The organism is Acetobacter sp. KSO5 (assembly GCF_044094635.1).
Taxonomy (GTDB): Bacteria; Pseudomonadota; Alphaproteobacteria; order Acetobacterales; family Acetobacteraceae; genus Acetobacter; species Acetobacter cerevisiae.
Window position 1 is genome coordinate 1,811,402 of sequence record NZ_CP172014.1, and the last position, 23,636, is coordinate 1,835,037.

At 57.2% G+C, this 23,636-nt stretch carries 26 protein-coding genes and 1 pseudogene; 9 read left to right on the forward strand and 18 right to left on the reverse strand.

Annotated elements, in window-relative coordinates:
- Nucleotides 1–158: 158 nt before the first annotated feature.
- From ACHQGU_RS08285 to ACHQGU_RS08305, 5 genes and pseudogenes are all read right to left on the reverse strand, one after another.
- Complete coding sequence (locus tag ACHQGU_RS08285) at nucleotides 159–650, reverse strand: transposase (protein WP_395494627.1); 492 nt, start codon at nucleotides 648–650, stop codon at nucleotides 159–161.
- A gap of 18 nt (nucleotides 651–668) precedes the next feature.
- Nucleotides 669–1,573: pseudogene (locus ACHQGU_RS08290) on the reverse strand (IS630 family transposase).
- 243 nt (nucleotides 1,574–1,816) lie between these two features.
- On the reverse strand, nucleotides 1,817–1,993 hold the full coding sequence (locus ACHQGU_RS08295; protein WP_373687496.1) for an IS3 family transposase: 177 nt from the start codon (nucleotides 1,991–1,993) through the stop codon (nucleotides 1,817–1,819).
- 245 nt (nucleotides 1,994–2,238) lie between these two features.
- Entirely contained in the window at nucleotides 2,239–3,237 is a 999-nt protein-coding gene (locus tag ACHQGU_RS08300; RefSeq protein WP_063905529.1) for a zinc-dependent alcohol dehydrogenase family protein, read from the reverse strand.
- A gap of 45 nt (nucleotides 3,238–3,282) precedes the next feature.
- A complete protein-coding gene (locus tag ACHQGU_RS08305; RefSeq protein ID WP_152334251.1) occupies nucleotides 3,283–3,774 on the reverse strand; it encodes an alpha/beta fold hydrolase in 492 nt (163 codons plus the stop codon).
- 119 nt (nucleotides 3,775–3,893) lie between these two features.
- On the opposite strand from ACHQGU_RS08305, the gene ACHQGU_RS08310 reads away from it, so the two are divergent.
- Nucleotides 3,894–4,871 (forward strand): AraC family transcriptional regulator, encoded by a 978-nt coding sequence (locus tag ACHQGU_RS08310; RefSeq protein ID WP_215755204.1) that lies wholly within the window; start codon nucleotides 3,894–3,896, stop codon nucleotides 4,869–4,871.
- Nucleotides 4,872–4,979: 108 nt separating this feature from the next.
- Here the strand turns inward: ACHQGU_RS08310 and ACHQGU_RS08315 are convergent, their stop codons facing one another.
- The gene (locus ACHQGU_RS08315) at nucleotides 4,980–5,600 is read right to left on the reverse strand and encodes an NIPSNAP family protein (RefSeq protein WP_063905531.1); all 621 of its coding nucleotides are present in this window, start codon (nucleotides 5,598–5,600) and stop codon (nucleotides 4,980–4,982) included.
- A complete protein-coding gene (locus tag ACHQGU_RS08320) occupies nucleotides 5,597–5,941 on the reverse strand; it encodes a YciI family protein (protein WP_395494628.1) in 345 nt (114 codons plus the stop codon). Before ACHQGU_RS08320 ends, ACHQGU_RS08315 begins: the two co-directional genes overlap by 4 nt.
- 128 nt (nucleotides 5,942–6,069) lie before the next feature.
- Between ACHQGU_RS08320 and ACHQGU_RS08325 the strand changes: the two genes are divergently transcribed.
- Entirely contained in the window at nucleotides 6,070–6,966 is an 897-nt protein-coding gene (locus ACHQGU_RS08325) for a LysR family transcriptional regulator (RefSeq protein ID WP_395494629.1), read from the forward strand.
- A gap of 13 nt (nucleotides 6,967–6,979) precedes the next feature.
- Here ACHQGU_RS08325 and ACHQGU_RS08330 read toward each other — a convergent pair whose 3' ends face one another.
- Nucleotides 6,980–7,915, reverse strand: coding sequence for an alpha/beta hydrolase (locus ACHQGU_RS08330; RefSeq protein ID WP_231874986.1), 936 nt, complete (start codon nucleotides 7,913–7,915; stop codon nucleotides 6,980–6,982).
- Nucleotides 7,916–8,029: 114 nt separating this feature from the next.
- Here ACHQGU_RS08330 and ACHQGU_RS08335 point away from each other — a divergent pair, with 114 nt between their 5' ends.
- The gene (locus ACHQGU_RS08335) at nucleotides 8,030–8,938 is read left to right on the forward strand and encodes a LysR family transcriptional regulator (RefSeq protein WP_061509411.1); all 909 of its coding nucleotides are present in this window, start codon (nucleotides 8,030–8,032) and stop codon (nucleotides 8,936–8,938) included.
- A gap of 80 nt (nucleotides 8,939–9,018) precedes the next feature.
- Here the strand turns inward: ACHQGU_RS08335 and ACHQGU_RS08340 are convergent, their stop codons facing one another.
- Nucleotides 9,019–9,834: an SDR family NAD(P)-dependent oxidoreductase gene (locus ACHQGU_RS08340; RefSeq protein ID WP_061509409.1), complete on the reverse strand. Its 816-nt coding sequence runs from the start codon at nucleotides 9,832–9,834 to the stop codon at nucleotides 9,019–9,021.
- Between the two features lie 50 nt (nucleotides 9,835–9,884).
- On the opposite strand from ACHQGU_RS08340, the gene ACHQGU_RS08345 reads away from it, so the two are divergent.
- Nucleotides 9,885–10,271, forward strand: coding sequence for a helix-turn-helix domain-containing protein (locus ACHQGU_RS08345; RefSeq protein WP_061509407.1), 387 nt, complete (start codon nucleotides 9,885–9,887; stop codon nucleotides 10,269–10,271).
- Nucleotides 10,272–10,349: 78 nt separating this feature from the next.
- Here ACHQGU_RS08345 and ACHQGU_RS08350 read toward each other — a convergent pair whose 3' ends face one another.
- Nucleotides 10,350–12,536, reverse strand: a complete 2,187-nt coding sequence (locus tag ACHQGU_RS08350; RefSeq protein ID WP_395494630.1) for an ATP-dependent RecD-like DNA helicase — start codon at nucleotides 12,534–12,536, stop codon at nucleotides 10,350–10,352.
- Between the two features lie 241 nt (nucleotides 12,537–12,777).
- On the opposite strand from ACHQGU_RS08350, the gene ACHQGU_RS08355 reads away from it, so the two are divergent.
- Nucleotides 12,778–12,966 (forward strand): hypothetical protein, encoded by a 189-nt coding sequence (locus ACHQGU_RS08355; protein WP_070325067.1) that lies wholly within the window; start codon nucleotides 12,778–12,780, stop codon nucleotides 12,964–12,966.
- Between the two features lie 13 nt (nucleotides 12,967–12,979).
- Nucleotides 12,980–14,689, forward strand: a complete 1,710-nt coding sequence (locus ACHQGU_RS08360) for a recombinase family protein (protein WP_176643870.1) — start codon at nucleotides 12,980–12,982, stop codon at nucleotides 14,687–14,689.
- 61 nt (nucleotides 14,690–14,750) lie between these two features.
- On the opposite strand, the gene vapC is transcribed toward ACHQGU_RS08360, so the two are convergent.
- The 5 genes from vapC to ACHQGU_RS08385 all read right to left on the reverse strand — a co-directional run bounded on the left by vapC (nucleotide 14,751) and on the right by ACHQGU_RS08385 (nucleotide 18,611).
- A complete protein-coding gene (vapC, locus tag ACHQGU_RS08365) occupies nucleotides 14,751–15,161 on the reverse strand; it encodes a tRNA(fMet)-specific endonuclease VapC (RefSeq protein ID WP_395494631.1) in 411 nt (136 codons plus the stop codon).
- The gene (vapB, locus tag ACHQGU_RS08370; protein WP_075624224.1) at nucleotides 15,162–15,386 is read right to left on the reverse strand and encodes a type II toxin-antitoxin system VapB family antitoxin; all 225 of its coding nucleotides are present in this window, start codon (nucleotides 15,384–15,386) and stop codon (nucleotides 15,162–15,164) included.
- Nucleotides 15,387–15,676: 290 nt separating this feature from the next.
- The gene (locus tag ACHQGU_RS08375; protein WP_395494632.1) at nucleotides 15,677–16,756 is read right to left on the reverse strand and encodes an IS5 family transposase; all 1,080 of its coding nucleotides are present in this window, start codon (nucleotides 16,754–16,756) and stop codon (nucleotides 15,677–15,679) included.
- A gap of 236 nt (nucleotides 16,757–16,992) precedes the next feature.
- Nucleotides 16,993–17,604: an NAD(P)H-dependent oxidoreductase gene (locus ACHQGU_RS08380; protein WP_062248185.1), complete on the reverse strand. Its 612-nt coding sequence runs from the start codon at nucleotides 17,602–17,604 to the stop codon at nucleotides 16,993–16,995.
- A gap of 185 nt (nucleotides 17,605–17,789) precedes the next feature.
- Nucleotides 17,790–18,611, reverse strand: coding sequence for an aldo/keto reductase (locus ACHQGU_RS08385; RefSeq protein ID WP_253559608.1), 822 nt, complete (start codon nucleotides 18,609–18,611; stop codon nucleotides 17,790–17,792).
- A gap of 106 nt (nucleotides 18,612–18,717) precedes the next feature.
- On the opposite strand from ACHQGU_RS08385, the gene ACHQGU_RS08390 reads away from it, so the two are divergent.
- Nucleotides 18,718–19,620, forward strand: a complete 903-nt coding sequence (locus tag ACHQGU_RS08390; protein ID WP_395494633.1) for a LysR substrate-binding domain-containing protein — start codon at nucleotides 18,718–18,720, stop codon at nucleotides 19,618–19,620.
- 373 nt (nucleotides 19,621–19,993) lie between these two features.
- Here the strand turns inward: ACHQGU_RS08390 and ACHQGU_RS08395 are convergent, their stop codons facing one another.
- Nucleotides 19,994–20,446, reverse strand: coding sequence for an Lrp/AsnC family transcriptional regulator (locus ACHQGU_RS08395; protein ID WP_395496405.1), 453 nt, complete (start codon nucleotides 20,444–20,446; stop codon nucleotides 19,994–19,996).
- Nucleotides 20,447–20,651: 205 nt separating this feature from the next.
- Between ACHQGU_RS08395 and ACHQGU_RS08400 the strand changes: the two genes are divergently transcribed.
- Entirely contained in the window at nucleotides 20,652–21,281 is a 630-nt protein-coding gene (locus ACHQGU_RS08400) for a LysE family translocator (protein ID WP_395494634.1), read from the forward strand.
- 58 nt (nucleotides 21,282–21,339) lie between these two features.
- On the opposite strand, the gene ACHQGU_RS08405 is transcribed toward ACHQGU_RS08400, so the two are convergent.
- The gene (locus ACHQGU_RS08405) at nucleotides 21,340–22,227 is read right to left on the reverse strand and encodes a LysR family transcriptional regulator (RefSeq protein ID WP_395494635.1); all 888 of its coding nucleotides are present in this window, start codon (nucleotides 22,225–22,227) and stop codon (nucleotides 21,340–21,342) included.
- Between the two features lie 99 nt (nucleotides 22,228–22,326).
- Between ACHQGU_RS08405 and ACHQGU_RS08410 the strand changes: the two genes are divergently transcribed.
- On the forward strand, nucleotides 22,327–23,268 hold the full coding sequence (locus tag ACHQGU_RS08410) for an AEC family transporter (RefSeq protein ID WP_395494636.1): 942 nt from the start codon (nucleotides 22,327–22,329) through the stop codon (nucleotides 23,266–23,268).
- On the opposite strand, the gene ACHQGU_RS08415 is transcribed toward ACHQGU_RS08410, so the two are convergent.
- On the reverse strand, nucleotides 23,244–23,603 hold the full coding sequence (locus ACHQGU_RS08415) for a hypothetical protein (RefSeq protein ID WP_395494637.1): 360 nt from the start codon (nucleotides 23,601–23,603) through the stop codon (nucleotides 23,244–23,246). The two genes, ACHQGU_RS08410 and ACHQGU_RS08415, sit on opposite strands and share 25 nt — an antisense overlap.
- Nucleotides 23,604–23,636 lie beyond the last annotated feature (33 nt).

Below are 23,636 nucleotides of genomic sequence, written 5' to 3' on the forward strand. Positions count from 1 at the left end.
CTGTTATCGACCCAACGTGGTCGAGATACGCCTTGCTACTCATGTCCACTAAGCGGAAAGCTGTTCATAGTTATATATGTCCGAGACGTAGGCGACGGCCGCCAGTCTGCTCTCTTATCACTGAACAGCCTGGCAGTACCGGGGGGCAACTGTGTTGATCATGTGATCTGCAAAGGCTGACTTTTCTGGATCATGGCATTGAGGATGACGAGGAGCTGGCGTGCGATGGCGATAAGGATGGTCTTGGGTGGCTTGCCCTTGGCGCGCACCCTATCGCGCATGGCAATGAGTGCAGGCACGCGGCGGGACGCGGACAGGGCTGCGATATAGAGGGCTTCGCGGACCTTTCGTCGTCCGCCCCAGATGCGTCGTGCTCCCTTCCATGAGCCGCTTTTGCGTGCATGGGGTGCCAGACCGGCAAGAGAGGCGATCTTGCGGCGACACAATGTGCCGAGTTCCGGTAGTTCGCCGAGCAGGACGGCCATTACGGTCGGGCCGATGCCGGGCACGGTGCTCATCAGGGCGGCCTGTTCCGCGAGCGCGCGATCTGCAGCGATTATGGCTTTGATGCGCTGATCGAGCACGCTGATCTGGGTCGAGAGCAGAGCGATCATGGCGTCGATCTGCTCGGCGATGCCGAGACCCGGCAATGCTAGAGCATAATCTGATCAATCTGGCTCATATCCTGCTGCGGTCAAGCAGGCTGTGGCCTGCCTGTGGCAGACATCATCGATGGCGGCGCACACGGCCGCCTGCAGGGTCTCGACAGTGCGCGGGGCTGCTCACCTGAGCCATGCCTTCATTTTGGAGAAGATATTCTCGATCGGATTGAAGTCTGGGCTGTAGGGCGGCAGGAACAGCATGCGAGCGTCAACGGCCTATACTGCGTCGCGGGCTGCAGCGCCCTTGTGGGCGGGAAGGTTGTCGAGGATCACGATGTCTCCTGCCGCCAGACTCGGGGTCAGTATCTGTCGGACATAGGCTGTGAACCATTCTCCGGTCATCGGCCCGGTCAGCATCATCGGCGCCGTCATGCCCGACAGGCGCAGGCCGCCGATGAATGTCGTCGTGTTCCAATGTCCATGCGGCACCGGCATCCGGCAGCGTGTACCACGTTTTGACCGTCCGCGCAGACGGGCCACCTTCGTAGAAACAGCGGTCTCGTCGATGAAGACCAGGTGCCCAGGATCGAGATCAGGCTGGCCCTCGAACCACGCCTTGCGCCGTACCGCGACGTCGGTTCGTGTCTGCTCGCTGGCGTGCGCTGTTTTTTTTAACGGTCATGGCGTGGCGGTCGAGGCAGCGCCAGATCGTGCTCGGCGCGAAACGCACGCCGTGCTCTGTCGCCAGCCGGTCCGCCAGTTCGCCAGTTCGCCAGTTCCACCAGCGAGATATCGCCTTTGGCTTCGACTGCGGCCAGCAAGAAACCCGAATAGGCCTCGATCCACTGCGAGCGACGACCCCCGCCCGGCCTCAGCGCGTGGTCGCGGCCGCTGGCGTGCCACTCCGCCACCCACCGGATGACACTCGACGGAGAAACACCAAAACGGGAAGCTGCCGAGCGACGGGTCATCCCCTAAGCAACGGCGGCAAGTGTGCGCTGGCGAAGGTCAGTCGATTGAGCTCCGGTCATGCACGCCGGCCTCCTGCCCGGAAGGAAGAATGAAATTAGATTTCTTCCCCGATGAGAACCAAAAAACGACTCCGTCAGGTCGGATTATGCTCTAGGCGCCACTTAGCAATATGTGTCGAAGCGAAATGGCAATCGAGAGCAGCCTGATTGGTCAAAAGCTCTTTAACGTGCACGAGCCCGGATTCAAACTGGACTTGTGACCCTGTGGCGACGGGTGCGCACTGGGCGGATCCCGTTAAGTTTTATCAGCCACCCCACACGACGTTTGCCGACATCGAGCTTCGCCTTCTTGAGTTCCATGGCCATCCGAGGACGACCATAGGTGGAGTTGCTCAGGACAAAATGCTCCCGGATATGCACCAGAATTTTCAAATCGGTGCGCTGGCGTTGGCAAACGGGTTTGAAAATCCAAGCGTAGGTGCTCGTTCTCCCGGACGAGATCGGCCTGCATTACAGGTACTGCAGATCAGAGGTCCGATACTGCGAAACCCAGTGTCCCAATTTCGATTTGCCAATCCCCAGATCCGCCGCCACGCGGGTCCGTCGCAGGCAGATAGCCTGCAGCCGAACCTCGCTCGGTCGCCAAAGACTATACAGAGGCTGGTCTATGGCACGACGACAATCTTTCCGATATGATTGCTAGCTTCCATGGCCTTGTGCGCCTCGACAATGTTGCTCAGCGGAAAAGTTGTCGAAATGCGCGGGACGAACTGCCCATTCTTGACGCGCTCGGTGACGTAACCGACGGCAGTAGCGAGCAGCGAGGGATCGTCATAAACCTCGTGGACGTCATAGGTCTTAATCGTCGCGTATTTTAGAAAACCCTCAAACAACGGCAGGACCGTCGGCTCCGATGAAAGCATACCGTAGGAAACGATGATGCCCTTTTTAGCAATGACATCCATCATCAAGGCAAGCATGGGGCCGCCGATAGGATCATAGGCGATCTGAACACCAGCACCGCTGGTAATCTCCTCTACACGCGCGACGAGGTCTTCTTCGTCGCTGACGATGACGTGATCTGCTCCCTGTGCAAATAACTCGTCACGCTTCACGGCCGTGCGAGTGACGGCGATGCTAATGCCGCCCTCAGCCTTCACCAAGTCGATTGCAGCGATGCCGGTGCTGCTGCTGGCTGCGGTGATGAGCACGACGTCGGCCGGCCTGATCTTCGCCACATAGACCAAGCCACCCCAGGCCGTGAGATACTGTGCCCAGAGCGCGGCTCCTTGCTCGAAAGAGAGCGACGCCGGATAAATGCCAAGAGAACCGACTGGAAGGATCGCAACATCACCGTAGACGCCATAATCCATAGGCGAGAAGTTCGCTATCGAACTACAGATCACACCCAACCACTCAGGATCGACGTCCGGCCCGATCGCCTCGATGATCCCCGCTGCTTCAAACCCGAGCTTGGCGGGAAAATTAGGGTTCCAAAGATACCTGCCTTCCCGGACCATGATCTCGGCACGGTTCAGAGCGATGGCTTCAACGCGCAGCAACACCTCCCCCGGTCCTGGCTGCGGCAAATCTTCGTGCTTGATCTGTAAAACATTTGCATCACCAAATTCGTTAAAACGAACGATGCGAACGGACTTCGTCATATAATCTCCTGTCTACTCGAGTATATAAATGGATCTATCAGGCACTCAGTCGCTTCGCGGCGAGGCCATCCGACATCGTGTGGCAGACCTCTTCTCGGCGTTCGAGCGTCGGGAAGTGACCACTGGCGATCTTGGCTTCTGAGAGATTGCTGCAGTCCAATCGTGACCGATCCAGATCGCCGGTGCACCGCCGAGTGCGTCGTGCAATTCGGCCATGTCAGTCAGAATTTTACGGACCGTGTACGTAGATGATGAAGCCGGGACCGAGGAACCGCCATAGCTTCCTATGTCAGGAGTTACACATCGCCAGCCCTTCCTGGCGAAATGGGCCATCTGCCATTTCCAAGTGATTGCAAGCTCCGGATGGCCACGTACAAAGATCATCAGGGGGCCGCTGGCGAGTCCAGCTTTGATGAAGGTCGTTCGGTGCCTCACGGTGCGGACCTCACGTGTCCTGAACCCCGGAATATCAGTGATATGGGCATTTGCAGCGACGCCAATGCAGGAAATGGCGGAAGTTGCGCTCAGCGTGGCCATCAATGCCGTCCCGCCGATGATTTTCCGTCTGTTCACAACGTGTTTTCCTTCAGCGTTGCTGCCCACCTAGCGTCCGGAGGAGCGCCATCAATGCCAAGTTACGCTGGCTTTGTTGGGTCATGAATGTCATAATCGCCATTATGCATGACATTTCGTCCAGCAATTCGCCGGTTGGCGGCTCTGATCCGCTTACGCGCATGCTCCAATCCTTACGGCTCGATGGCCTCGAATACGGACGGCGGCACCTGTCAGGCACTTGGGCCTATAGCTTCCATGAGAAGGACAATGCCTATTTCCACTTCATAGGGGGCGCGCCGTGCTGGCTGCTCGTGCAGGACCGCGAATGGTCGGAGCTCCAGACGGGGGACGCTATTCTGCTGCCGCGCGGTGATGCACATGTATTGGCCAGCGCGCCTGATGCTGTCAGGCCACCCTTTCCGGCTTGGCAATGCCGTCCGATCTGGGAAGATGGCTACGATCCAGAGGCCGCCAGAGAGAACCGGGAGGGGCTGCTGTTTTACGGGTCGATGCGCTTCAATCTCGATCGTTCGCATCCCTTGTTTCGCTGCATGTCCCCTGTGCTGCATGCCCGTGCACTGATCGGATCGGAGTCTCTGATCCTGCCACTGCTCAATGCCCTTGCCGCGGAGATGGTAAGCCGCAGGGTCGGTGCGGCTGGGATGGCTGCCCGACTGGCCGACGTGCTTGCCGTGCAGATCATCCGCTCCTGGATGGAAAGTGGGACTTTGGATGACGGAGCCTGGATCAACGCAGCACGGCAGCCTCAAATCGGTCAGGTCCTTGCCGCGATCCATGAGGATCCCGGCGGGGACTGGTCGGTAGGCAAACTTGCCGCGATTGCGGGCATGTCACGCTCGGCCTTTGCAACTGCATTCGCCAGCATCCTCGGCGATACGCCTGCCCGCTATCTGACAGACGTCCGAATGCAGCAGGCCAAGCAGTGGATCATGCGGGACAATGCTCGCATCGCAGAGGTTGCAGAGCGATTGCGATATGATTCAGAAGCCTCATTCAGCCGGGCGTTCAAAAGAGTGATAGGAATGCCGCCCAGCAGTTACCGGGTCGGCAAACGGTAGCGAACTCGTTTTGCTTAGACCGACCACCTACCATCAGAAAATACAGACTGCATCATGCTCATCACAAGCGGCTCTGCAGTTCTCTCCATCATTCAAGCCGTACAGACTCTAACACAATGGAGAGAAGGGTTCTGAAAGGCAAAGCCAAGACTGTGCATGAATAATCTGTTCGGGCGCGCCCTGCGGAGGCCAAAGGCCGGCCGCGTAATACTGTCGGCGCAGTAGATTACGCTGTTCAAAACTATCGAAAGCCCAGATGTGGCAGATGCGCAATATTCCATCCAACGCATACATGCTGGTGATCAGGTGGCGGGTATAGGCCTCTGCCGGCTTCAAAGCAGCCTGCCACGCTTCCAGTGTCGGATTCAGTCCACCTGCTTTCAGCCTATAAGTCCGGATTTCATAAAGGCCGCCGCGTTCACCGAGCCCCGCAGGCTCAAGAAATGGGAACGCTTCGAACGTTTCCATTTCCATAGAAATATTGTTCATCTCGATGCCGAAGGGTGTTTTCGTTCCCAGCGTTGTGTGCCGTGCGTCGAGCAAGACTTCCAGGGATGGAAAAGAACGCAGTAGCAGAAGGGTTCCAAGTTCCCCGATCTCTGCTCGCCACACCCCGGTCAGACTACCCATTACAGGGTCTGACGCATCAGAGAACTGTGCTTGCAGGCGATGGGAGAGTGTCGACACACCAAGGACATCTGTCTGAAAGCGGATCAGCTCATAGATCACGATGGGTCATCGCAAGAAAACAGGGATTGTAGCTCTGCGGGCGGCTTGCCACTCGAAAACTCAGACAGGCAGCCAAACAGGGGATCCCATTCTTCAATCCTAAGATCACAGATCAGACCTTCAGGCGAGAAAGGATCCTTTGCGACCATATCTTCAATCTCTTGAAGACTGGCGCCTTGCATGATCAGAAACCCGGATCGGAATGGTGTTCCTTTAAGAGGTCCAGAAGCCAGAAGCTTTCCCTCTTGTATCAGCTGTTTGAGATACAGAACGTGCGGGAGCACATAGTGCCCCCAGCCATCTCCATCAGGATGATCCATGCGCACGATAAAGATGGGCATTAGGAATGCTCCTTATTTTGAAGGGTGGGCAAATTGATGTTGAGGTCGTCTGCCCATCTCCAGCATATTCATCACGCTCAGACGATAAATCCTCGATAGAGAATTATAGAAACAACCAGGAACGATGAATGCTAGACCGTCTGACCAGCATGAAAGTCTTTATAAGGGTCGTGGAAACCGGGTCTTTTGCTGCAGCAGCCCAACACCTCAACCTTTCCCCCCAGATGGTGGCAAAGCATGTGGAGGCTCTGGAGCGTCATCTTGGCACACGCCTGCTCCATCGGACCACACGTCGTCAGAGCCTTACGGAAATAGGACGTCTTTACTGCGAGCAATGTCATCTCGTCCTGAAGGCTGTCGAGCGTGCTGATAATCTTGCCGCCAACACGCTTGGCGAACCACGTGGTACACTTGCTGTCAGCGTACCAGTTACCTTCGGGCGGACCATGTTTCCCATGTTTCTGCATAATTTTCGGAAGAAATTCCCGAAGGTACGATTACAGATATCCCTTACGGATCAACTGGTTCATCCGACGTTGGATGGCCATGAAGCTGTCATTCGTATTGGCGAGCCAGATCCCGATCTTGCGGTCGTCAGTCGCCCTCTGACCTCATATTCCCTTACGGTCTGCGCAGCGCCTGCCTATCTCGAAAAATTTGGCGCTCCGGACAGCCCTGAGGACCTCGCCCGGCATCAGTGTCTTGTCTACGAAAACTCTGCACATTCTGTGCGAACAGCATGGCACTTTATACGAAAGACCTGCACACGATCCGTCATGGTTTCCGGCACTGTGACGTCCAACGACTGGGGCTTTCTATTGGCCCTCACCTTGTCAGGAGAGGGCATAGTATTGGGCTCTGAACAGGCCTTGAAGCCCGAACTTGATTCTGGTCGCCTTGTCCGCATTCTATCCCAGTGGAGAGTTCCTGGTCGCCCGATGCATCTGCTTTACAATACTGGCCCTGCTATGACCCCAAAGCTGCGAAGTTTCGTCACCGAGGTTCAAAACGCCTTTCCGCCATGACATCTGAGACATCCTACGATGCTCTGGCGCGCCGATATTCCCTGGTCAAGAAATCAACAGCGTTGTCGAGCGCTTCATCAGCTTCGGGCATGAACCCCGCAAAGAGAAGCCAGACGTGGAACATGCCTGGCCACACTTCCAGTGTGGTACGAACCCGCTGTTCGGCCAGCCGCTCTGCAAGTGTCATGCCCCCGCTCAACATCACTTCGTTTTCGCCCATCAGGATCAGCGTCGGTGACAACCCGCGCAGTTCAGCAAAGATAGGGGAGACATCCGGGTCCGTAGCCAGAGTATTTCCCAAAAAAGTCCGCGCTAAAGGTGTTAGAAGATCTACGCTTGCCACAGGGTCAAGATCGTTCCGGGTTTTGGCCGAGGCTCCGGAATGCGTCAAATCAGCCCATGGCGATATCGCAACACCGCCTACTGGCAACGGGACGCCTGCATCACGCGCCTTACGCATGATGGTAACAACCAGAGCACCTCCAGCGGAGTCTCCAGAAAGAGCTATGGACGATGGATCATGCCCCAGGGAGAAGAGCGCCTTATAGGCACGAAAAACGTCGTTAATGGGTGTCGGGAAAATGAATTCCGGGGCCTGCCGGTAGTCGGGCACATAAACTCTTGCCCCCAAACGCTTTGCGTAATGGCCTGTTAATCCACGATAAGCGTTCACACCGCCATGCACATAGCCACCACCATGCATGTAGAAAAGGACCCGGTCGTCGATGACGGTCTCTGGCGTTACCAGCATGGCCGGTACGCCATCCATGTCCACCGTCTCGAATGCCACACCGTCCGGAGCCGGAAGGAGAGCGGCAAGTTCCTCGACATACGTGTCGCGAGCCTGCTGCCAGGTTACCGTTCCCTTTTTTGACAGCACTTCATAGATACCACGGCCTGCGCGCTGCCATCCTTTGAGAAGTTCCTGCGTTTTCGCTGTTAGCGTCATGACCATATTCCTTCAATAACATCTACAATCGGCAGCATAATGCAGTTATTGGGGAATGATTTTCCCGTAAGCTGGGACAAAGAGGCACAGTGCGAGGGGGGCGGAGCTTTAACGATGGAACTGGCTGAAATCCGGACGCTGGAGGCCTTTATTGCCGTCGCGGACGCAGAATCGTTTGGTCAAGCAGCATCACGCCTTGGCCTGACCCGTTCCACGATTGGGAAATCCGTTGCACGGCTTGAACATTTACTTGGTGTTCGACTACTGCATCGGACAACACGACGGGTCGGATTGACTGTCGATGGTCGCGCATTTTATGAGCGTGCTCTCATCATCATCAAAGATCTGGAAGATGCGCAGAAGACTATCACGCGAACTCGCGCAGTCCCAAGCGGAACCCTGCGCATTACTATGACTGAAGCGTTTGGGCGTCAGATCGTCTTGCCTGTTCTTGCGGACTATCTCGAACAGTGGCCTGGTCTGTCCGTCGAAACCAGCTTTACGGATCGCTTCATCGATCTTGTTGAGGAAGGATTCGATCTAGCCATTCGCTTCGGACCTCCCCCGGCAAATTCAGAATTGATTTCCAGGGTGATAGCGCGCTCTTTTGGCCAACTCTGCGCAGCGCCTAGTTATCTCGAAAGCCATGGCATGCCGATGTCTCCCGAGGATCTGGCGCGCCACAAAAAGCTTGTTTTCAACACGTACCTACGGCCTCGGAGCATGTGGCAACTTACGAAGGTGCAGGGAATTCCTGAGATCATACAGGGAAGTCCGACAATGCTCTCGGACAATGCCAGTGCGCTTCTTGATGCCGCGAAAGCCGGGTTAGGCATTACATGTCTGCCCCGTTTTCTGATCCAGCCAGCCCTCGCCACAGGGCACCTTCAAATCCTTTTGCCCGAATATTCTTCGCCTGAAATACCAATTTCGGTTGTCTATCCGAGCAAACGGTATCTGACCCCCAAAGTAAGCGTCTTTATCAATCTGCTTTTACAGAGAACCGATAATCTATTGTTGTAATATACCAAAATATGGAAAGGCCTGACTTCAAGCTCCCACGATAAAATCGTTTTGATTTCAGACCGGCCTTTCCCTGATTATTACAAACCTGGAAACAGACCTCCATCCACCCGCAGATTTACGCCGGTGATATAGGCAGCCAGCGGGCTGGAGAGAAAGACTGCCGCATTCGCTATATCCTCCGGTGTTCCAACATGGCCAACAGGAACCTGCGCAAAAATCGGGAGAACACAACGCTCGATCTCAGGCCACGGCGCATCTTTCTCTGCCAGCCCTCGTTGAGCTGCCACACCCCGGAAACGACTGTCCAGGGTCACACTATGTATGGTCCCCGGCGAAATGGTATTGACCGTGACGCCATCAGAGGCCACGGCTTTGGCCATGGAGACTGTCATGGCATTCATAGCGGCCTTACATGCTGAATAGTCGGGAGATGTCGGCGGAGGCATCGTTGCTGCAAGACTGGAAATGTTGATGACACGACCCCATTTTTCCCGCTGCATCTTGGGCAAAAGGCACCTAACCATCCGCAAAGCCCCCAAAACATTGCGGTCGTAAGTCTTCATCCAGACGTCAGGTTCTGTATTTTCCCAGCTCTGAATGTCGCCACTTGATCCTCCCGCATTATTAACAAGGATACTGATTTTACCCCATATTTGCTCGGCTTGCCTGACCAGCCGTTCGACAGCATCATCACACGTAAGGTCTCCTGTAACTGTTCTGGCCTGACCGCCTTCCTGTTGGATTTTCTCAGCGACCTGTAAGGCTTCCTGTTCATTCCGCCCATGGACGATGACCCTCGCCTTTTCTCGTGCAAAAGCCTTTGCGACAGCTTCGCCAATTCCTTTGCTGCTGCCGGTTACGAGTGCTGTTTTACCGTCAAGTTGCAGATCCATAACTACTCCTTCATTGTCATGAGCCATCTGTCATCAAGGTAGCCTCGGAGATGAACGAGACAATTACGCACTTAAAAGTACCTGTAGAGGACAAAGACCGTTTGGCCTGTCTTAGTCCTGATGGAGCTGCGGCGCATGTGATCCGTACAATGAAAATGGTTCAGGGCTGTTGGAAGCTACCCATTCTCTTTCGGCTTTATGCAGCCCCTTCATTGCGCCATGCTGAGCTGAAGCAGGATTTATCCGGGGTCTCGCAAAAAATGCTCACCCAGCATCTGCGGGAACTTGAAAAAGACGGCCTGATACAGAGACACGATTTCGAAGAAAAGCGACGTCACGTAGAATACCGGCTATCAGACCAGGGCCAAAATCTTATGGGCGTGTTCCTCGCCATGCGAGATTTTTCTGTAAAACATTCGGCAATGCCCAAATTTTAAGGTCTGCTTTGAGGGCGATCAATATAAAGCGTGTACGTCCGCCATGAGGGCGGAAGCCGACATGGAGGCATCGCTCCGTCATGCAAAACTACCCGCAAGCCATTCCCTGAGCTTCGACCACCGCCGCCGCCCGCCCTGGTTGCGCACAGCGATGGCAAGCGCCTTCTTCTGCCCCACCAATACGACGAGTTTCCTTCCCCGTGTCACGCCGGTATAGAGCAAGTTCCGCGCCAGCATGGCGTAATGCTGCGTCACCAGCGGAATCACCACCGCCGGGTATTCCGAGCCCTGGCTCTTGTGAATGGTGGTGGCGTAGGCCAGCACCAGTTCGTCCAACTCGCCGAAGCCATAAACGACATCCCGTCCATCGAATGAGACCGTCAGTTCGCCCTCTTCCACATCGATCCTGCCGATAACGCCGAGGTCTCCATTGAAGACATCCCGGTCATAATCGTTGGCGATCTGCATCACCTTGTCGCCCGGACCATAGGTCCAGCCGAACCGCTCGACCTTCACCTCGTCCGGCGGGTTCAGCGCCTGCTGCAATTCGATATTCAGCGACCGCGCCCCAAGGCCACCCCGGTTCATCGGGCAAAGCACCTGCACGTCGCGAACCGGGTCCAGCCCGAACCGCGCCGGGATGCGATCCCTCACCACGGCCAGCAACTTGCGCAGCCCGACCTCGGGCTCGGCCGCCTCCACGAAGTAGAAATCCGATCCCTCTTCCGCGCTCAGTTCAGGCATCCTGCCCTCGTTGATCCGATGCGCATTGGTGATGATCCGGCTCTGTGCCGCCTGACGGAACACCTCGGTCAGCCGCACCACAGGGACAGCACCGGAGCCGATGATGTCGGCCAGCACCTGTCCCGGTCCAACAGAAGGCAACTGGTCCACATCGCCGACGATCAGCAACGCGACGTTGTCAGGCAATGCGCGTAGCAGGGAGCGCATCAGAAGCACATCGACCATGCTGGCCTCATCCACGACCAGAAGATCGCAGGTCAGCGGGTTGGTATCGTCCCGCTTGAAGCTCCCCGTGGCCGGGTCTGTCTCCAACAGGCGATGGATCGTCTTGCCCTCCAGCCCCGTGCTTTCCGACAGACGCTTCGCCGCCCTTCCGGTCGGGGCGCAAAGCTGCACATCCGTGCCCTTGGCCGTCACGATCTTGAGAATGGCGTTGACCAGCGTGGTCTTGCCCACGCCAGGACCACCCGTGATCACCAGCACCTTACTGTTCAGGGCAAGGCGCACCGCCTCCTGCTGGCTGGGCGCGAGCGCAAGCCCGGTCTTCCGTTCCACCCAGGTCATGGCCTTTTCAGCGTCGATCTCGGGCCAGGGCGGACGGCCGACGGCACAGGCACGCAATCGCTCGGCGATGCTCTGCTCCGCGCGATAGAGACCAGCAAGGAAGACGCAGCCCGTCTCTCCCACGCTGTCGGCAACCACGTCACCGGCTTCCAATTCCAAAGCGAGAGCCGTCTCGATCAGGGGTGCCGCGACCTCCAGCAGTTCGGCGGTGCTGGTCAGCAACTCCCCGACCGGCAGGCCGCAATGCCCTTCATCCATGGCCTCGCCGAGCGCGTAGGAGATCCCGGCCCTCACCCGGATCATGGCGTGAGGCGCGATCCCCATCTTCCGGGCAATCTGGTCGGCGGTCTTGAAGCCGATCCCCCGGATATCCTTTGCCAGCCGGTAGGGGTTCTCGCTGATCAGTTGGACCGCATCCTGACCGTAGGTCTTGAAGATCCGGACCGCCCGCGAGGTGCCGACGCCGTTGCTGTGCAGGAACAGCATGATCTCGCGGATCACCTTCTGGTCCGCCCAGCCACCGACAATCCGCTCGGCACGCTTGGGACCGATGCCCGTCACCTCCCGCAGGCGTCCAGGTTCCTGCTCGATCAGATCGAACACCGCCTCGCCGAACGCTTTCACCAGCTTCTTCGCGTAGACCGGACCGATACCCCGGATCATGCCCGAACCAAGATAACGCTCGATCCCCTCAACCGTGGTCGGCGGACTGGCTTTGAGAAACTCCGCCTTGAACTGCAACCCGTGGGTGTGGTCGTTGAACCAGCGCCCCGACATCTGCACGAACTCGCCTGCCGAGATCATGGCGGCATGGCCGACAACAGTGACCAGATCGCGCTGCCCCCGCACCTTCACCCGCAGGACGCAGAAGCCGTTCTCGGCGTTGTGGAACGTCACCCGCTCCACGAGGCCAGCCAGCGCTTCCGTGAGCGAAGAGTCGATGGCGCGCCCGCTCATCCGACCTGCCGGAAGAACGGCACTCCCGTATCGTTCATGACTCGCCCTCCCCTTCCGTGATGCCGCCGTAAGCCAGTATTTGTACGACGCGCCACTATCCGGGACTACCCATAACTACGATTCCGCACTCTGGAGCACGCGCATGCACGCCTTCTCGTATTACCGTTTTCCATTGAAATAACAGTCATCTGTCCGGATCGTGTGTCTGTTTTCCTTGCCTTACGGTCGGAAGAGAGCGACGATGACGGACAGACCCAGCCAGTCCATTGCCACGGCGTATCGGCCGCCCGAGCCCGAGTTGCGGCTCGTCCTGCGCCCCAATGCCCCCGACCCGCGTCTTGTGGCGCTGGTCCGCCTCATGGCCCGTCGTGCGGCACGGGACTGGTTCCGGTCGCAGCAACAGGAGCAGCGCCGCCGCTCCGGACCGTAAGGGATACCCCGTCATGAAGGTCGCGCTCTACGCCCGCTATTCCTCCGACAACCAGCGCGACGCCTCGATCGCCGACCAGCTTCGGGTCTGCCGCACCCACGCGGAGAAGCAGGGCTGGAGCATCGTCGAGGAGTATACCGACCACGCCATCTCGGGTGCCTCCCTGATGCGGCCCGGCATCCAGGCGCTGATCGCGGATGCACAGCGCGGACGGTTCCAGATCGTGCTGGCCGAAGCGATGGACCGTTTGTCCCGAGACCAGGAGGACATCGCCGGCGTCTTCAAGCGCATGAACTATGCCGGCGTGCGGATCGTCACCCTCTCCGAGGGCGAAGTCTCCCACCTCCATGTCGGCCTCAAGGGCACGATGAACGCCCTGTTCCTGAAAGACCTGGCCGAGAAGACGCATCGCGGCCTGAGAGGCCGGGTCGAACAGGGCAAGTCCGGCGGCGGCAATGCCTACGGCTATGATGTCGTGCGCAGGCTCGACGCCAATGGCGAGCCCATTCGGGGCGACCGCACCATCAATCCAGCGGAAGCCGACGTGGTCCGTCGCATCTTCCGTGACTTCGCGGCAGGCCTGGGACCGCGCGCGATCGCTTTCCGTCTCAATGACGAAGGCATCTCCGCACCGGGTAGCGGTGCCTGGGGTTTCTCGACCATCAACGGCAACCGGCTACGCGGCACCGGTATCCTCAACAACGAGATGTACGTGGGCAGGCTGGTGTGGAACCGGCAACGCTTCATCAAGGATCCCGATACCGGCAAGCGACAGGCCCGACCCAATCCGGAATCCGAATGGGTAATCCAGGAGGTGCCGGAACTGCGGATCGTCGATCAGGAACTGTGGAACGCGGTCAAGGCACGGCAGGCCAGCGTCAGCGCCAGCCGGGACACACGCGACACGTCATCGCCCGACCACTTCCGCGAGAAACGCCGCCCCCGTTACCTGTTCTCGGGCCTCAGCAAGTGCGGTTGCTGTGGTGGCGGCTACTCCATGATCTCCGGCGTGCTGCTCGGCTGCTCGACGGCACGCAACAAAGGCACCTGCGACAACCGGACCAATATGCGCCGCGAGGAACTGGAACGGCGCGTTCTCGACGCCCTGCGTCATCACCTCATGGACCCGGACCTGTTCGCCGAATTCTGCACAGCGTTCACCACCGAGATGAACCGGCTGCGCATGGAGGCGTCGGCCGACATCGGCGCGTCAGAGGCAGAACTGAAGCGGGTTGAACGCGACATCCAGCGGTTGATGGATCTCTACCTCTCGGAAGCGATTTCGATCGAGACGGTCAAGGAGCGCGGATCCAAGCTCGAAGTCCGCAAGGCGGAACTGACGGAGTTCCTTGCAACCGCCGAGGCGCCCCCGCTCCTGCTCCATCCTCAGATGGCGGAATTCTACCACCGGCAGCTCGCGCGCCTGCACGACATGCTGCATTCGGATCTAGACGAGAAGCGCCAGGAGGCGGCCGAGGTGATCCGCTCCCTGATCGAGGCCATCATTCTCACACCATCCGACAAGGGCCTCCAGATTGATGTCCGGGGCGATCTGGCCGGCATCCTGACGGTGGCGTCGGGCAGCGGACAAACGAAAACCCCAGCCCGTTTCCGGACTGGGGTTCGTGATGCGTTCGCATCGCAAGTTCAGATGGTTGCGGGGGCCTGCAACCAAAGAAAACTGCTGCTTGTCAGCGGGTTCGTAGAGAGGCTCGCTGCATGACATAATCGATTGATAAACAATCGTTTTTTATCAATATTCTGTCTCGCCACGCCTTTCCCGGTCAGACCGTGCCAGTCAGCCAGTCCTCCGTTCGAAGACCTTCCACCCGCTGGAATTCCCGAAGGTTCCCGGTCACCACAATCAGCCCCCTGCTCCGGGCATGCCCGGCAATCATGAGATCATAGGGGCCTATGATACGGCCATTCCGTTCAAGAGCAGCCCGAATATCCGCCGTATGGGCAGCCGCTTCACTATCGAATGGCAGGACTGCCAGCCTTCCCGCGAAGTGCTCGACTTCACGCCTTGTGCGCACGGGATCGGACGAGCGTTCTGCGCCATAAAGCAGCTCATACAGAACCACGTCCGAGATGCAGAGTTCCTCCGCACAGCTGTTGAACCTCGGACGCAGCCCCTGCGGCCGATCCCGCAATACCCAGATACAGAGGTTCGTATCCAGCAGATAACGCAGCATTCAGAGCGCCTCACGTTCCTGCATGGCCGGCTGGTTCCGCTCCCCCAGATCCACCCCGTGGGCCGCAAAGAAATCATCCCACGCCGCATCGGCCGGAGCGATGATCCGCCGCGACCCTTCGGACACGATGACCACCTCGCGGACCTGCTCCCCGAAGGCGACCATCTTCGGCAGACGCACTGCCTGTGAGCGGTTGGATAGAAAGAGTGTCGTACGGGTCAGCATCGGATACCCCTCCCTATGGATATATATTATGTATATCCCATTTGGACGTTGATGTCCCGTATTTTTAGGGCCCTACGCACCGAATGCATACAAGCGGGCCGGATGATACAGTAGATTTTCCGCCCGCCCCATGATGGGATCGCTCTCCTCTCTCCCTGAAAGACAAAAAGACAGCATTCATGACAGACAGGCCACGAACACGGAGTGAAACTTTCGCCCGCGCAGAAGAACGGGGTCGCCACTTGGCAGCCAACATTCTGTCAGGTCGGGGAGTATCGCCACCGGGATGGCTACGCGCTCGCGTTCAACCTCTCAAGGAAGAGGAAGCGGCGCATGTTGTAAACAATATTGGCCAGGCCGATCCGCATGGTGGCCCGGGTGATACCCACGGTTCGGACGAACAGACCCATCTGCGATTTCTGATCGGCAAAGACATGCTCGACGCGCGATCGGATCACCGACTTCCCTGCATTGGACCGCTGGATATGAGGGGGCATGGGCTTGAGATGCGACTTTTTCCTGTGGACCTTCGAGACGAAACCCTCCTTGTCCATGAAATCCTCATTGGCTTTCGAGCGATACGCGGTGTCGGCCCAAACGGTTGAGGCCGTATTGGTTTTATCCAGCAAGCCCTCGCGCAGTCTTGCTCCATCACTGGCAGCGGCATCCGTTGTCTTCCATTTCCGGATCAGTCGAAACTTTCGATCGATGGAAACATGCGATTTGTAGCCAAAGAACGGAAGGGCGAGGTCCGTGGCCGGGAGCGTCCCGTCCTCCTGCCGCTTTGCCTTCGTGAACTTCAGCGTCCAGCGGGCGTGGCTGTCCTTGTGGGACAGCTTTACCGGCTTATCTTCCCAGCCTTCGAGGATACGGCCTTCCCGAAGATCGGCTTTCTCCCCGTTGGTATTGCGCTGCTTTGGCGCTGCCACCAGCGTGGCATCCAGGATCTGGCCGGACATCGGCAGATACCCAGCGTTACGCAGGGTGGCGTCAAAGCGCTCGAACAGCTTCTGGATGGCACCTGTCTCCGTCAGACACTTTTGACACAGCCAGACCGTTTTGGCATCGGACTCCCGGCCCGACAGTCCCAGACCGAGGAAACGCATGAAGGACAGGCAGTCGTTGATCAGATATTCCGTTCGCTCGTCGGAGAGATTGTTCAGCGTCTGGATGACCAGGATCTTGAACATCAGCACCGGATCGAACGGGGGACGGCCGCCTTTGCTCCTGCCTGAATAGGCCAGAGCCTTCTCCAGATCAGGGCGGAACGCCTCAAAACCCACAGTCCGGGAAAACGCCTCGAGCTGATCGCCAAGCCCGCTTAACCGGGCAAGCCGCTCGTCAACATCAAAGAAACCCGGCTGCTTCATGAGCCATCCCCCAATCATCACACAAGGTATGGTTGGGATGCGGCAGATCAGGATACGGACCCGTTCCTACCGTCACAGAAAGGGATGCGGTTTCTGGACGCAGCACAAGCTTCTATGTCGCCACACCGAGCACCGCTAGTCCGACCATTCCGACATTACCCCATGTTACACCTCTTACCCATGTTTTCATATTATTCTCACGTTTCCATCTTGCTAGAGCAATCCTGCGATTTGCATCATGATCCGACATCACTCTTAGGCGGAGCAAAGCTCAAAACGTCTGCCAGGTGGGTACGATAGCGCGCGATCGTCTGGTCAACGTGTGGTTCCTTGATGACATTCGTCGCCAGATACGTCGGAAGCGATGTCATCCCCAGAAACTGGTTGGACTTATGGAAAGGGAAATAGACCGCATCAATCCCCTTCCCTTCAAAGAACTGAGCCGGATCAACAAAGGCCTCTTCCGGGGCGTTCCATGTCAGGGAAAGCATGTAATGCTTCCCCTGCAGCAGGCCACCTGAACCATATTTTCGTTCAGGATGGGCGCGGCTGCGCCCGTCATTGGCGTAAAGCGCTCCATGACCGGCTGTGAAGACTTCATCCACATACTTCTTGACGGTCCAGGGTGCGCCCATCCACCAGCCCGGCATCTGATAGATGACCAGGTCAGCCCACTGAATATTTTCTACTTCCGTCTGAATATCGTACCCTGCATCGATCTTTGTCTGCCGCGTGTTGAAACCCGCGTTCGACAGGAGTTCAAAAGCGACGGCGTGCAGCGTATCGTTCAGACGACCATGAGAATGGGCGAAAGCCTTTCCACCGTTCAGAAGAAGAATCTTTTTCATCGCAATAGTGTCCTGCAAAAAGCATCCCGGATAAGCCTGACCAGAATTCAGAGCCAGTGTCCGGAAGCATTTTCAATGTGACAATGTCTCGGCGCCTCAGCGGCGCGAGCGGCAAAACAGACCATGGCTACAATCCCTCGTGTCCCTTGCGAAGATTTTAATGCCTTGGTCTTGTTTGTAGGCCCCTAGTCCCAACCGGGCGCAAGACCTGCCGGACTGACAAGACGCCCATCTGGCCGAGCCAGCGCCGCAATCCGGGCAAGTTCAGTGTCACTCAGGACAAAATCAAAAATCGCGATATTCTCCTGAAGTCGTTCCGGCGTACTGGTCTTGCTGAGCACAATGGCACCCTGCTGCAACAGCCAGCGCAAGGTTACCTGCGCTGCCGTCTTTCCATGCCTGCGACCAATTTCCTGAAGCACCGGATCGTGAACAACCTTTCCATCTGCCATCCCATAATAGGCCGTAAGCGGAATGCCGAGATCCCGAGCGGCGGCAAGGAGCGTCGACTGGTCGAGATAGGGATGAAGTTCGATCTGATTGGTCACGATCGGCGCGGCGCTCAGTCGTGCAGATTCCCGCATCTGGGTAATATTCTGGTTGCTGACCCCAATATGGCGGGTCTTGCCTATGTCTTTCACCGCATCCAGCCACTCGATCTGCTGGGACACCGCCACGATGTCACCGGGCCAATGCAGCAAAAGCAGATCAACGTAATCCAGCTTCAGCTTTTCGAGGCTTTCCTCAACCGAGCGTGCAAAACGTTCCGGCGTATAATTATCCACCCAGACTTTGGTGGTCAGGAAGAATTCCTTGCGACTGATGCCGCTGGCCTGGAGCGCATCCCCGAGAACTGCCTCGTTGCCATAAATCTGCGCCGTATCGAAATGACGAAATCCCGCCTCCAGAGCCGCCGGCACAATGCGAGCAACCTGGTCGTTGTTCATACGGAAAATACCAAGGCCCAGGGCCGGTATCGACGCGCCGCCCGTTTCAATCGTCAGCATATTCATTTTCCTTCTGTTCCCTATGGAACATGATGCACTTGACAGGCTTTGATAATCCGTCGCTTCTCCACAGAACTTGTGAACCTGTTTCATTAAAGGGGCGCTGATGGATAACCGGATTGGCGAAATGCAGATGTTTCTGCGTGTCGTGGAAAGCGGCAGTTTTTCGGAAGCAGCTCGCCTGTCGATGACAACGCCCTCGACGATAAGCAAACTGATCGCCCGCGTTGAGACACGCCTTGGCGTACGCCTGCTCGAACGTTCGACACGCCGCCTTTCCGTCACGCCGGAAGGACAGCTTTACTACGAACGCGCTCAGGCACTGATCGCCGATCTTGACGACATGGAGCATGCGCTCACAACAGGATCGGTTCGGCCTGGCGGCATTGTGCGCATCAACGCTTCGGTGGCTTTCGGAGCGCTGGCGCTCGAACCTCTCCTGTCAGAATTCTGGGATGCCTATCCGGATATCGTCGTTGATCTCTCGCTCTCCGATGAACTGACGGATCTTTACCTTGACCGCACAGATATCGCCTTTCGGGTCGGACCGTTGCAGGATTCAAATCTGACAGCCCGGCATATCGGCACGGCACGACGTAAAATTGTCGGATCGCCAGATTACCTGAGCCGGTTCGGCACGCCGCAAAACATTGTTGATCTGGACCGCCACAAATGCCTCGGCTTTAATTTCCGGCGTGCCGCCCCTGTCTGGCCGCTACAGGAGAAAGGCCGCATCGCCGATCGTATCGTCCGAGGCCCCCTGCTCGCCAATAACGGGGAAACAGTAAGACGCCTGACCCTACGGGGTGCGGGGCTGGCGCGGCTTGGCGACTACCATGTGCGCAATGACATCAAAGCTGGCCGTCTCGTTGAGGTTCTGGCTCATGCGGACGCGCAGGACGAAGAGGAGATCCATGCGCTCTATCTGGGCAGCAAACAGGCCCCCCAGCGCGTGAGGGTGTTTCTTGACTTCGTCATCCCGCGCCTTCAGGCATATATGCACGCCTAACCAGCATGAAGACCATCCGATGTCGCGCTCGAAATTCCGGAACATCTCCTCGTCGGCGCATAAAGATTACGCAAGGATTACCGCTGTGGTGCTGGCAGACGGGAACCACGCCAGCGGGACCTGTGAACTGGCGAACGACCACTCCCCTCCATGGCACCGTAAACGAGTTCTTCTGATTCCTCACCCGGTATAGCAACTTTTGTATTCTGTAGAGATCGGCCCACGTCCCAGTTCCAGTCGTTTATTTCCTGCAGAGGTATCTGGACGTTCGTGAATTGCCGGGGCCGTCATACCCAAAACACTGCATCAAATGCAGACATTACCATGACGGCTACCGAAAAGTTATATCTCGCCACCAAGAATAAGCCTTACTCTACGCAAAGCTTGCGTTCTTGACCTTGAGAAGCGGGATGTCGGTCTTCATGCTCCGCACGCCTTTGATCCGCGCGAGCTGTTCGCTCTGAAAACGTCGCAGTCCTGGAAGGTCTTCTGCAACAACGCGCAACAGGAAATCACAATCTCCCGCGAGGACATGCGCTTCCGTCACCTGTGGAAGTTTTCCGATTTCCTCGACGAAATGCTCGGACTGCCGCTCGTCTTCTCCCGTCAGCCATATCCTGACAAAAGCGGTCACGCCGAACCCGGCTTTTGCGGGATTCACAACGGCGACATAGCCCTCGATAACGCCACTTTCTTCCAGCATCCGCACCCGGCGCAGGCATGGCGAGGGAGAGAGCCCGACGCGCCGCGCAAGTTCATTATTGGGGCAGCGGCCATCTTCCTGAAGAACGTGAAGAATACGCCGATCAATCGCATCCAGTTTCATTGGCATTTTATATCATGGATAAACATTATAGCGCAATAATATGCCAAATATTGACGGATAAATTGGCATAAACGCAACCCCATATCCGCTAGTCCGCGCTATCCTGCCCTCTCTCGCGTCGCAGGGATGGCGATCCGGAACATAATCGGAGAGCATGGAACGCCGTGGGCCCTTGTGAATTTTCTTCTAAAGCGACGCGTCTTCGATGAATTTGCATACCCTTCTTGCCTTCTGGACGATCTCCATCCTCCTTGCCGCAACTCCTGGTGCTGACTGGGCGTATGTCATTTCCGCTGGAATACGTGATCATGCCGCAGTCATTCCCGCGGTATTCGGCCTGTTTCTGGGATATCTCGCCATTACCGGAACGGTCGCGGGTGGTATCGGGGCGCTTGTGGCCAGCATGCCGCTTGCGATCACTATTCTGACATTTGCAGGCGCGGCCTATCTCATAAAACTGGGCATTTCCCTGTTGCATCATCCTCCCCTGCCGAAAGAAGGACATGAACGGGAAACAGGTGTGCGGCGTCGGATTACCAAAGGATTCGCTATCAGCGGTCTGAACCCCAAGGCTCTTCTGTTTTTTCTCGCCCTTCTGCCCCAGTTTACAAATCCGGGGTCAGCATGGCCGATCTTTTTACAGATCGGGATCTTGGGCATCGTTCATATAATAAACTGCGTATCCATCTATCTGATGGTCGGATTTGGAGCGCGGACAATATTAAGTAGCCGCCCCAGAGCATCCATCGTGACGGGCTATATATCTGGAGCGATCATGATTATTCTTGGTCTGGGTCTGGCGTTGGAAGACATTATAAAAATATTCCATTCATAAAGATGAAATCAGGAAAGCGAAGATATTGGAAACGGGCTCTCCACATAGATTCCATGAATTAGAGTGAAGTCCGCTGTATCGATTTCCCGATTTCCATGAATGTCGAAACCGCCGGGTTTTTCGTGGTGATGGGCGCACGCAGCACAACGTCAAGTTGGGGAGCGTCTGACAAAGCCCGTGACGTCAGTCCGGTTCCCAGTTCGGTACACAGCGATGCGGGGATAAGGGCTACGCCCAGCCCTTTTGCAACAAGCTGGATGATCGTGTGCTGCAACCGCGGTTCAAGCACGACATGCGGGACAATTCCCCAGGCCGAAAAATAGCTGTTGATCGCGGATCGAAGAGCCGGTGCCGTCGCGGCGGGTGCTGCGATGATCTTCTCCACGCGGAGTTCCTCAGGACCGATCTGGCCGACCGTGGCAAGGGGATGGTCCTTACGCATGATGATGCGTAATTGCTCCCTGGCCAGCAGCACGGTCTGCAGGTGTGGCGCATATCCGCAGTCAAATGTTACGGCGGCATCCAGTGTTCCTGCCACCAGCATCTCATCGATTTCTGTCGGCGTGCGTTCGTCAAGGACCAGGCGGACATCCGGCCTTGCCTCCGCATAAAGCTGCACGAGTTGCGGCACGACACTGTGGGCGGCATGCATCATGAATCCAAACCGCATCTCGCCCTTTATGCCGCTGGCGACCAGCCTGACATCCCGGCAGGCCTCCTCAAACCGCCCCAGCACGTTTCGGCAGTCTTTCATGAAATGTTTTCCGGCCGGGGTCAGAGCCACGTTGCGCGAGTTTCGTTCAAACAGCTTCACGCCCAACGTGTGCTCGATCATGGCAATCTGACGACTGAACGGCGGCTGGCTCATGTTCATCCGCTCAGCCGCCCGACCGAAATGAAGCGTCTCGGCCAGAGCCATGAAATACCGCATATGCCGCGTGTCCATCTGATACCCTGAAAGCATTAATCGTGAACCATATGAGCATTGGATTATATCGATAGTCTCCGGTAGCGTCACGCCTTTGCTCAATTCCCGAGATCCCTGATGCTGAATAATCTGCTGATCGTCCTGCCTATCTTTGCCCTCATCCTCACCGGATGGATCGCACGTAAATCGGGTGCGCTTGGCCCCAATGCCACGCGCGAGGTCAATCGGCTGGTGGTCTATCTTGCGCTGCCCGCAGTGCTGTTCGACATCGTGGCAAACGCAAAAATGACCGATCTGTGGGAGCCGGGATTCATTGCGGCGTTCACGCTCGGCTGTTTTATCGTGTTTGCCGGGACGCTGTGGTGGCGGGTGTCCACAGGACACCATCTTGCCGATGCCGCCATTGACGGACTGAACGCGAGCTACGCCAATACGGGGTTCGTCGGTTTCCCGCTTGTCCTGTCGCTCGTCGGCGATACCGGCATGGCGCCGACGCTGATCGCCACGATCGTGACGGTTTGCGTGCTGTTTGTCATCGCGATCGTTTTGATCGAAGCCGGACTGCAGACCGAAGCACGGCCGCGCGACATTGTCGCGAAAACGCTCTTCTCGCTGGTGAAAAATCCGTTGCTGGTGGCGCCAGCACTTGGTGGCCTGGTCATGGTATCCGGTGGGCATCTGCCGGGACCGGTTCATGCCTTTCTGAAGCTTCTCGGCGGGGCCGCATCCCCCTGCGCCCTGATCGCCCTCGGTCTGTTCCTTGCTGGAAATTCTGCCGGCGCCGCGTCTGCACGCCCGTCGACGGCCGCCGTTCTTGTCGGCCTGAAGCTGATCGCCCAGCCTCTGGTTACATGGATCATCGCAGCGCCTGTGCTTCACCTCCCTCCGGCGATGACAAACATTGCCGTGCTTCTTGCAGCACTGCCCACGGGAACCGGCTCGTTCATGCTGGCGGAATTCTATGACCGGGAGGCGGCCCTTACCGGACGTGTCGTCCTCACTTCCACCGTGTTCTCGATTGCAACGATCTCGCTCTACCTCGCCTTTGCACCTGCATAAGGACGTTCATCGGCACTTTGATGAAACCGCGAACCAATACTCTCCACCAGCCAGTCCACGGACACCCGCACACGTGGAGAAAGCTGCTTGTTGCTTGGGTAAAGCACTGAAAGCAGCGTTGAATCGGGGAGAAGTTCGGTCACGTCTTCTCCGCGTATAAACTCCAGCGGAAGATACTGGCCAGTGCGCGAAGGCAAGAAGCCGATCATCTGATGGCCCCCAAGGTCATCTGGAGAAGCTGGTGTTCCGGGTCGTGCCAGATATTCAGGGCTGGCGACCGTCATCTCCTGCAACGTTGCACCGTCACAAGAAGCACAGCGAATTGGCGCGGCCATGGCAGGTAGTCATGGAGTCACCGTGTTAAGAGT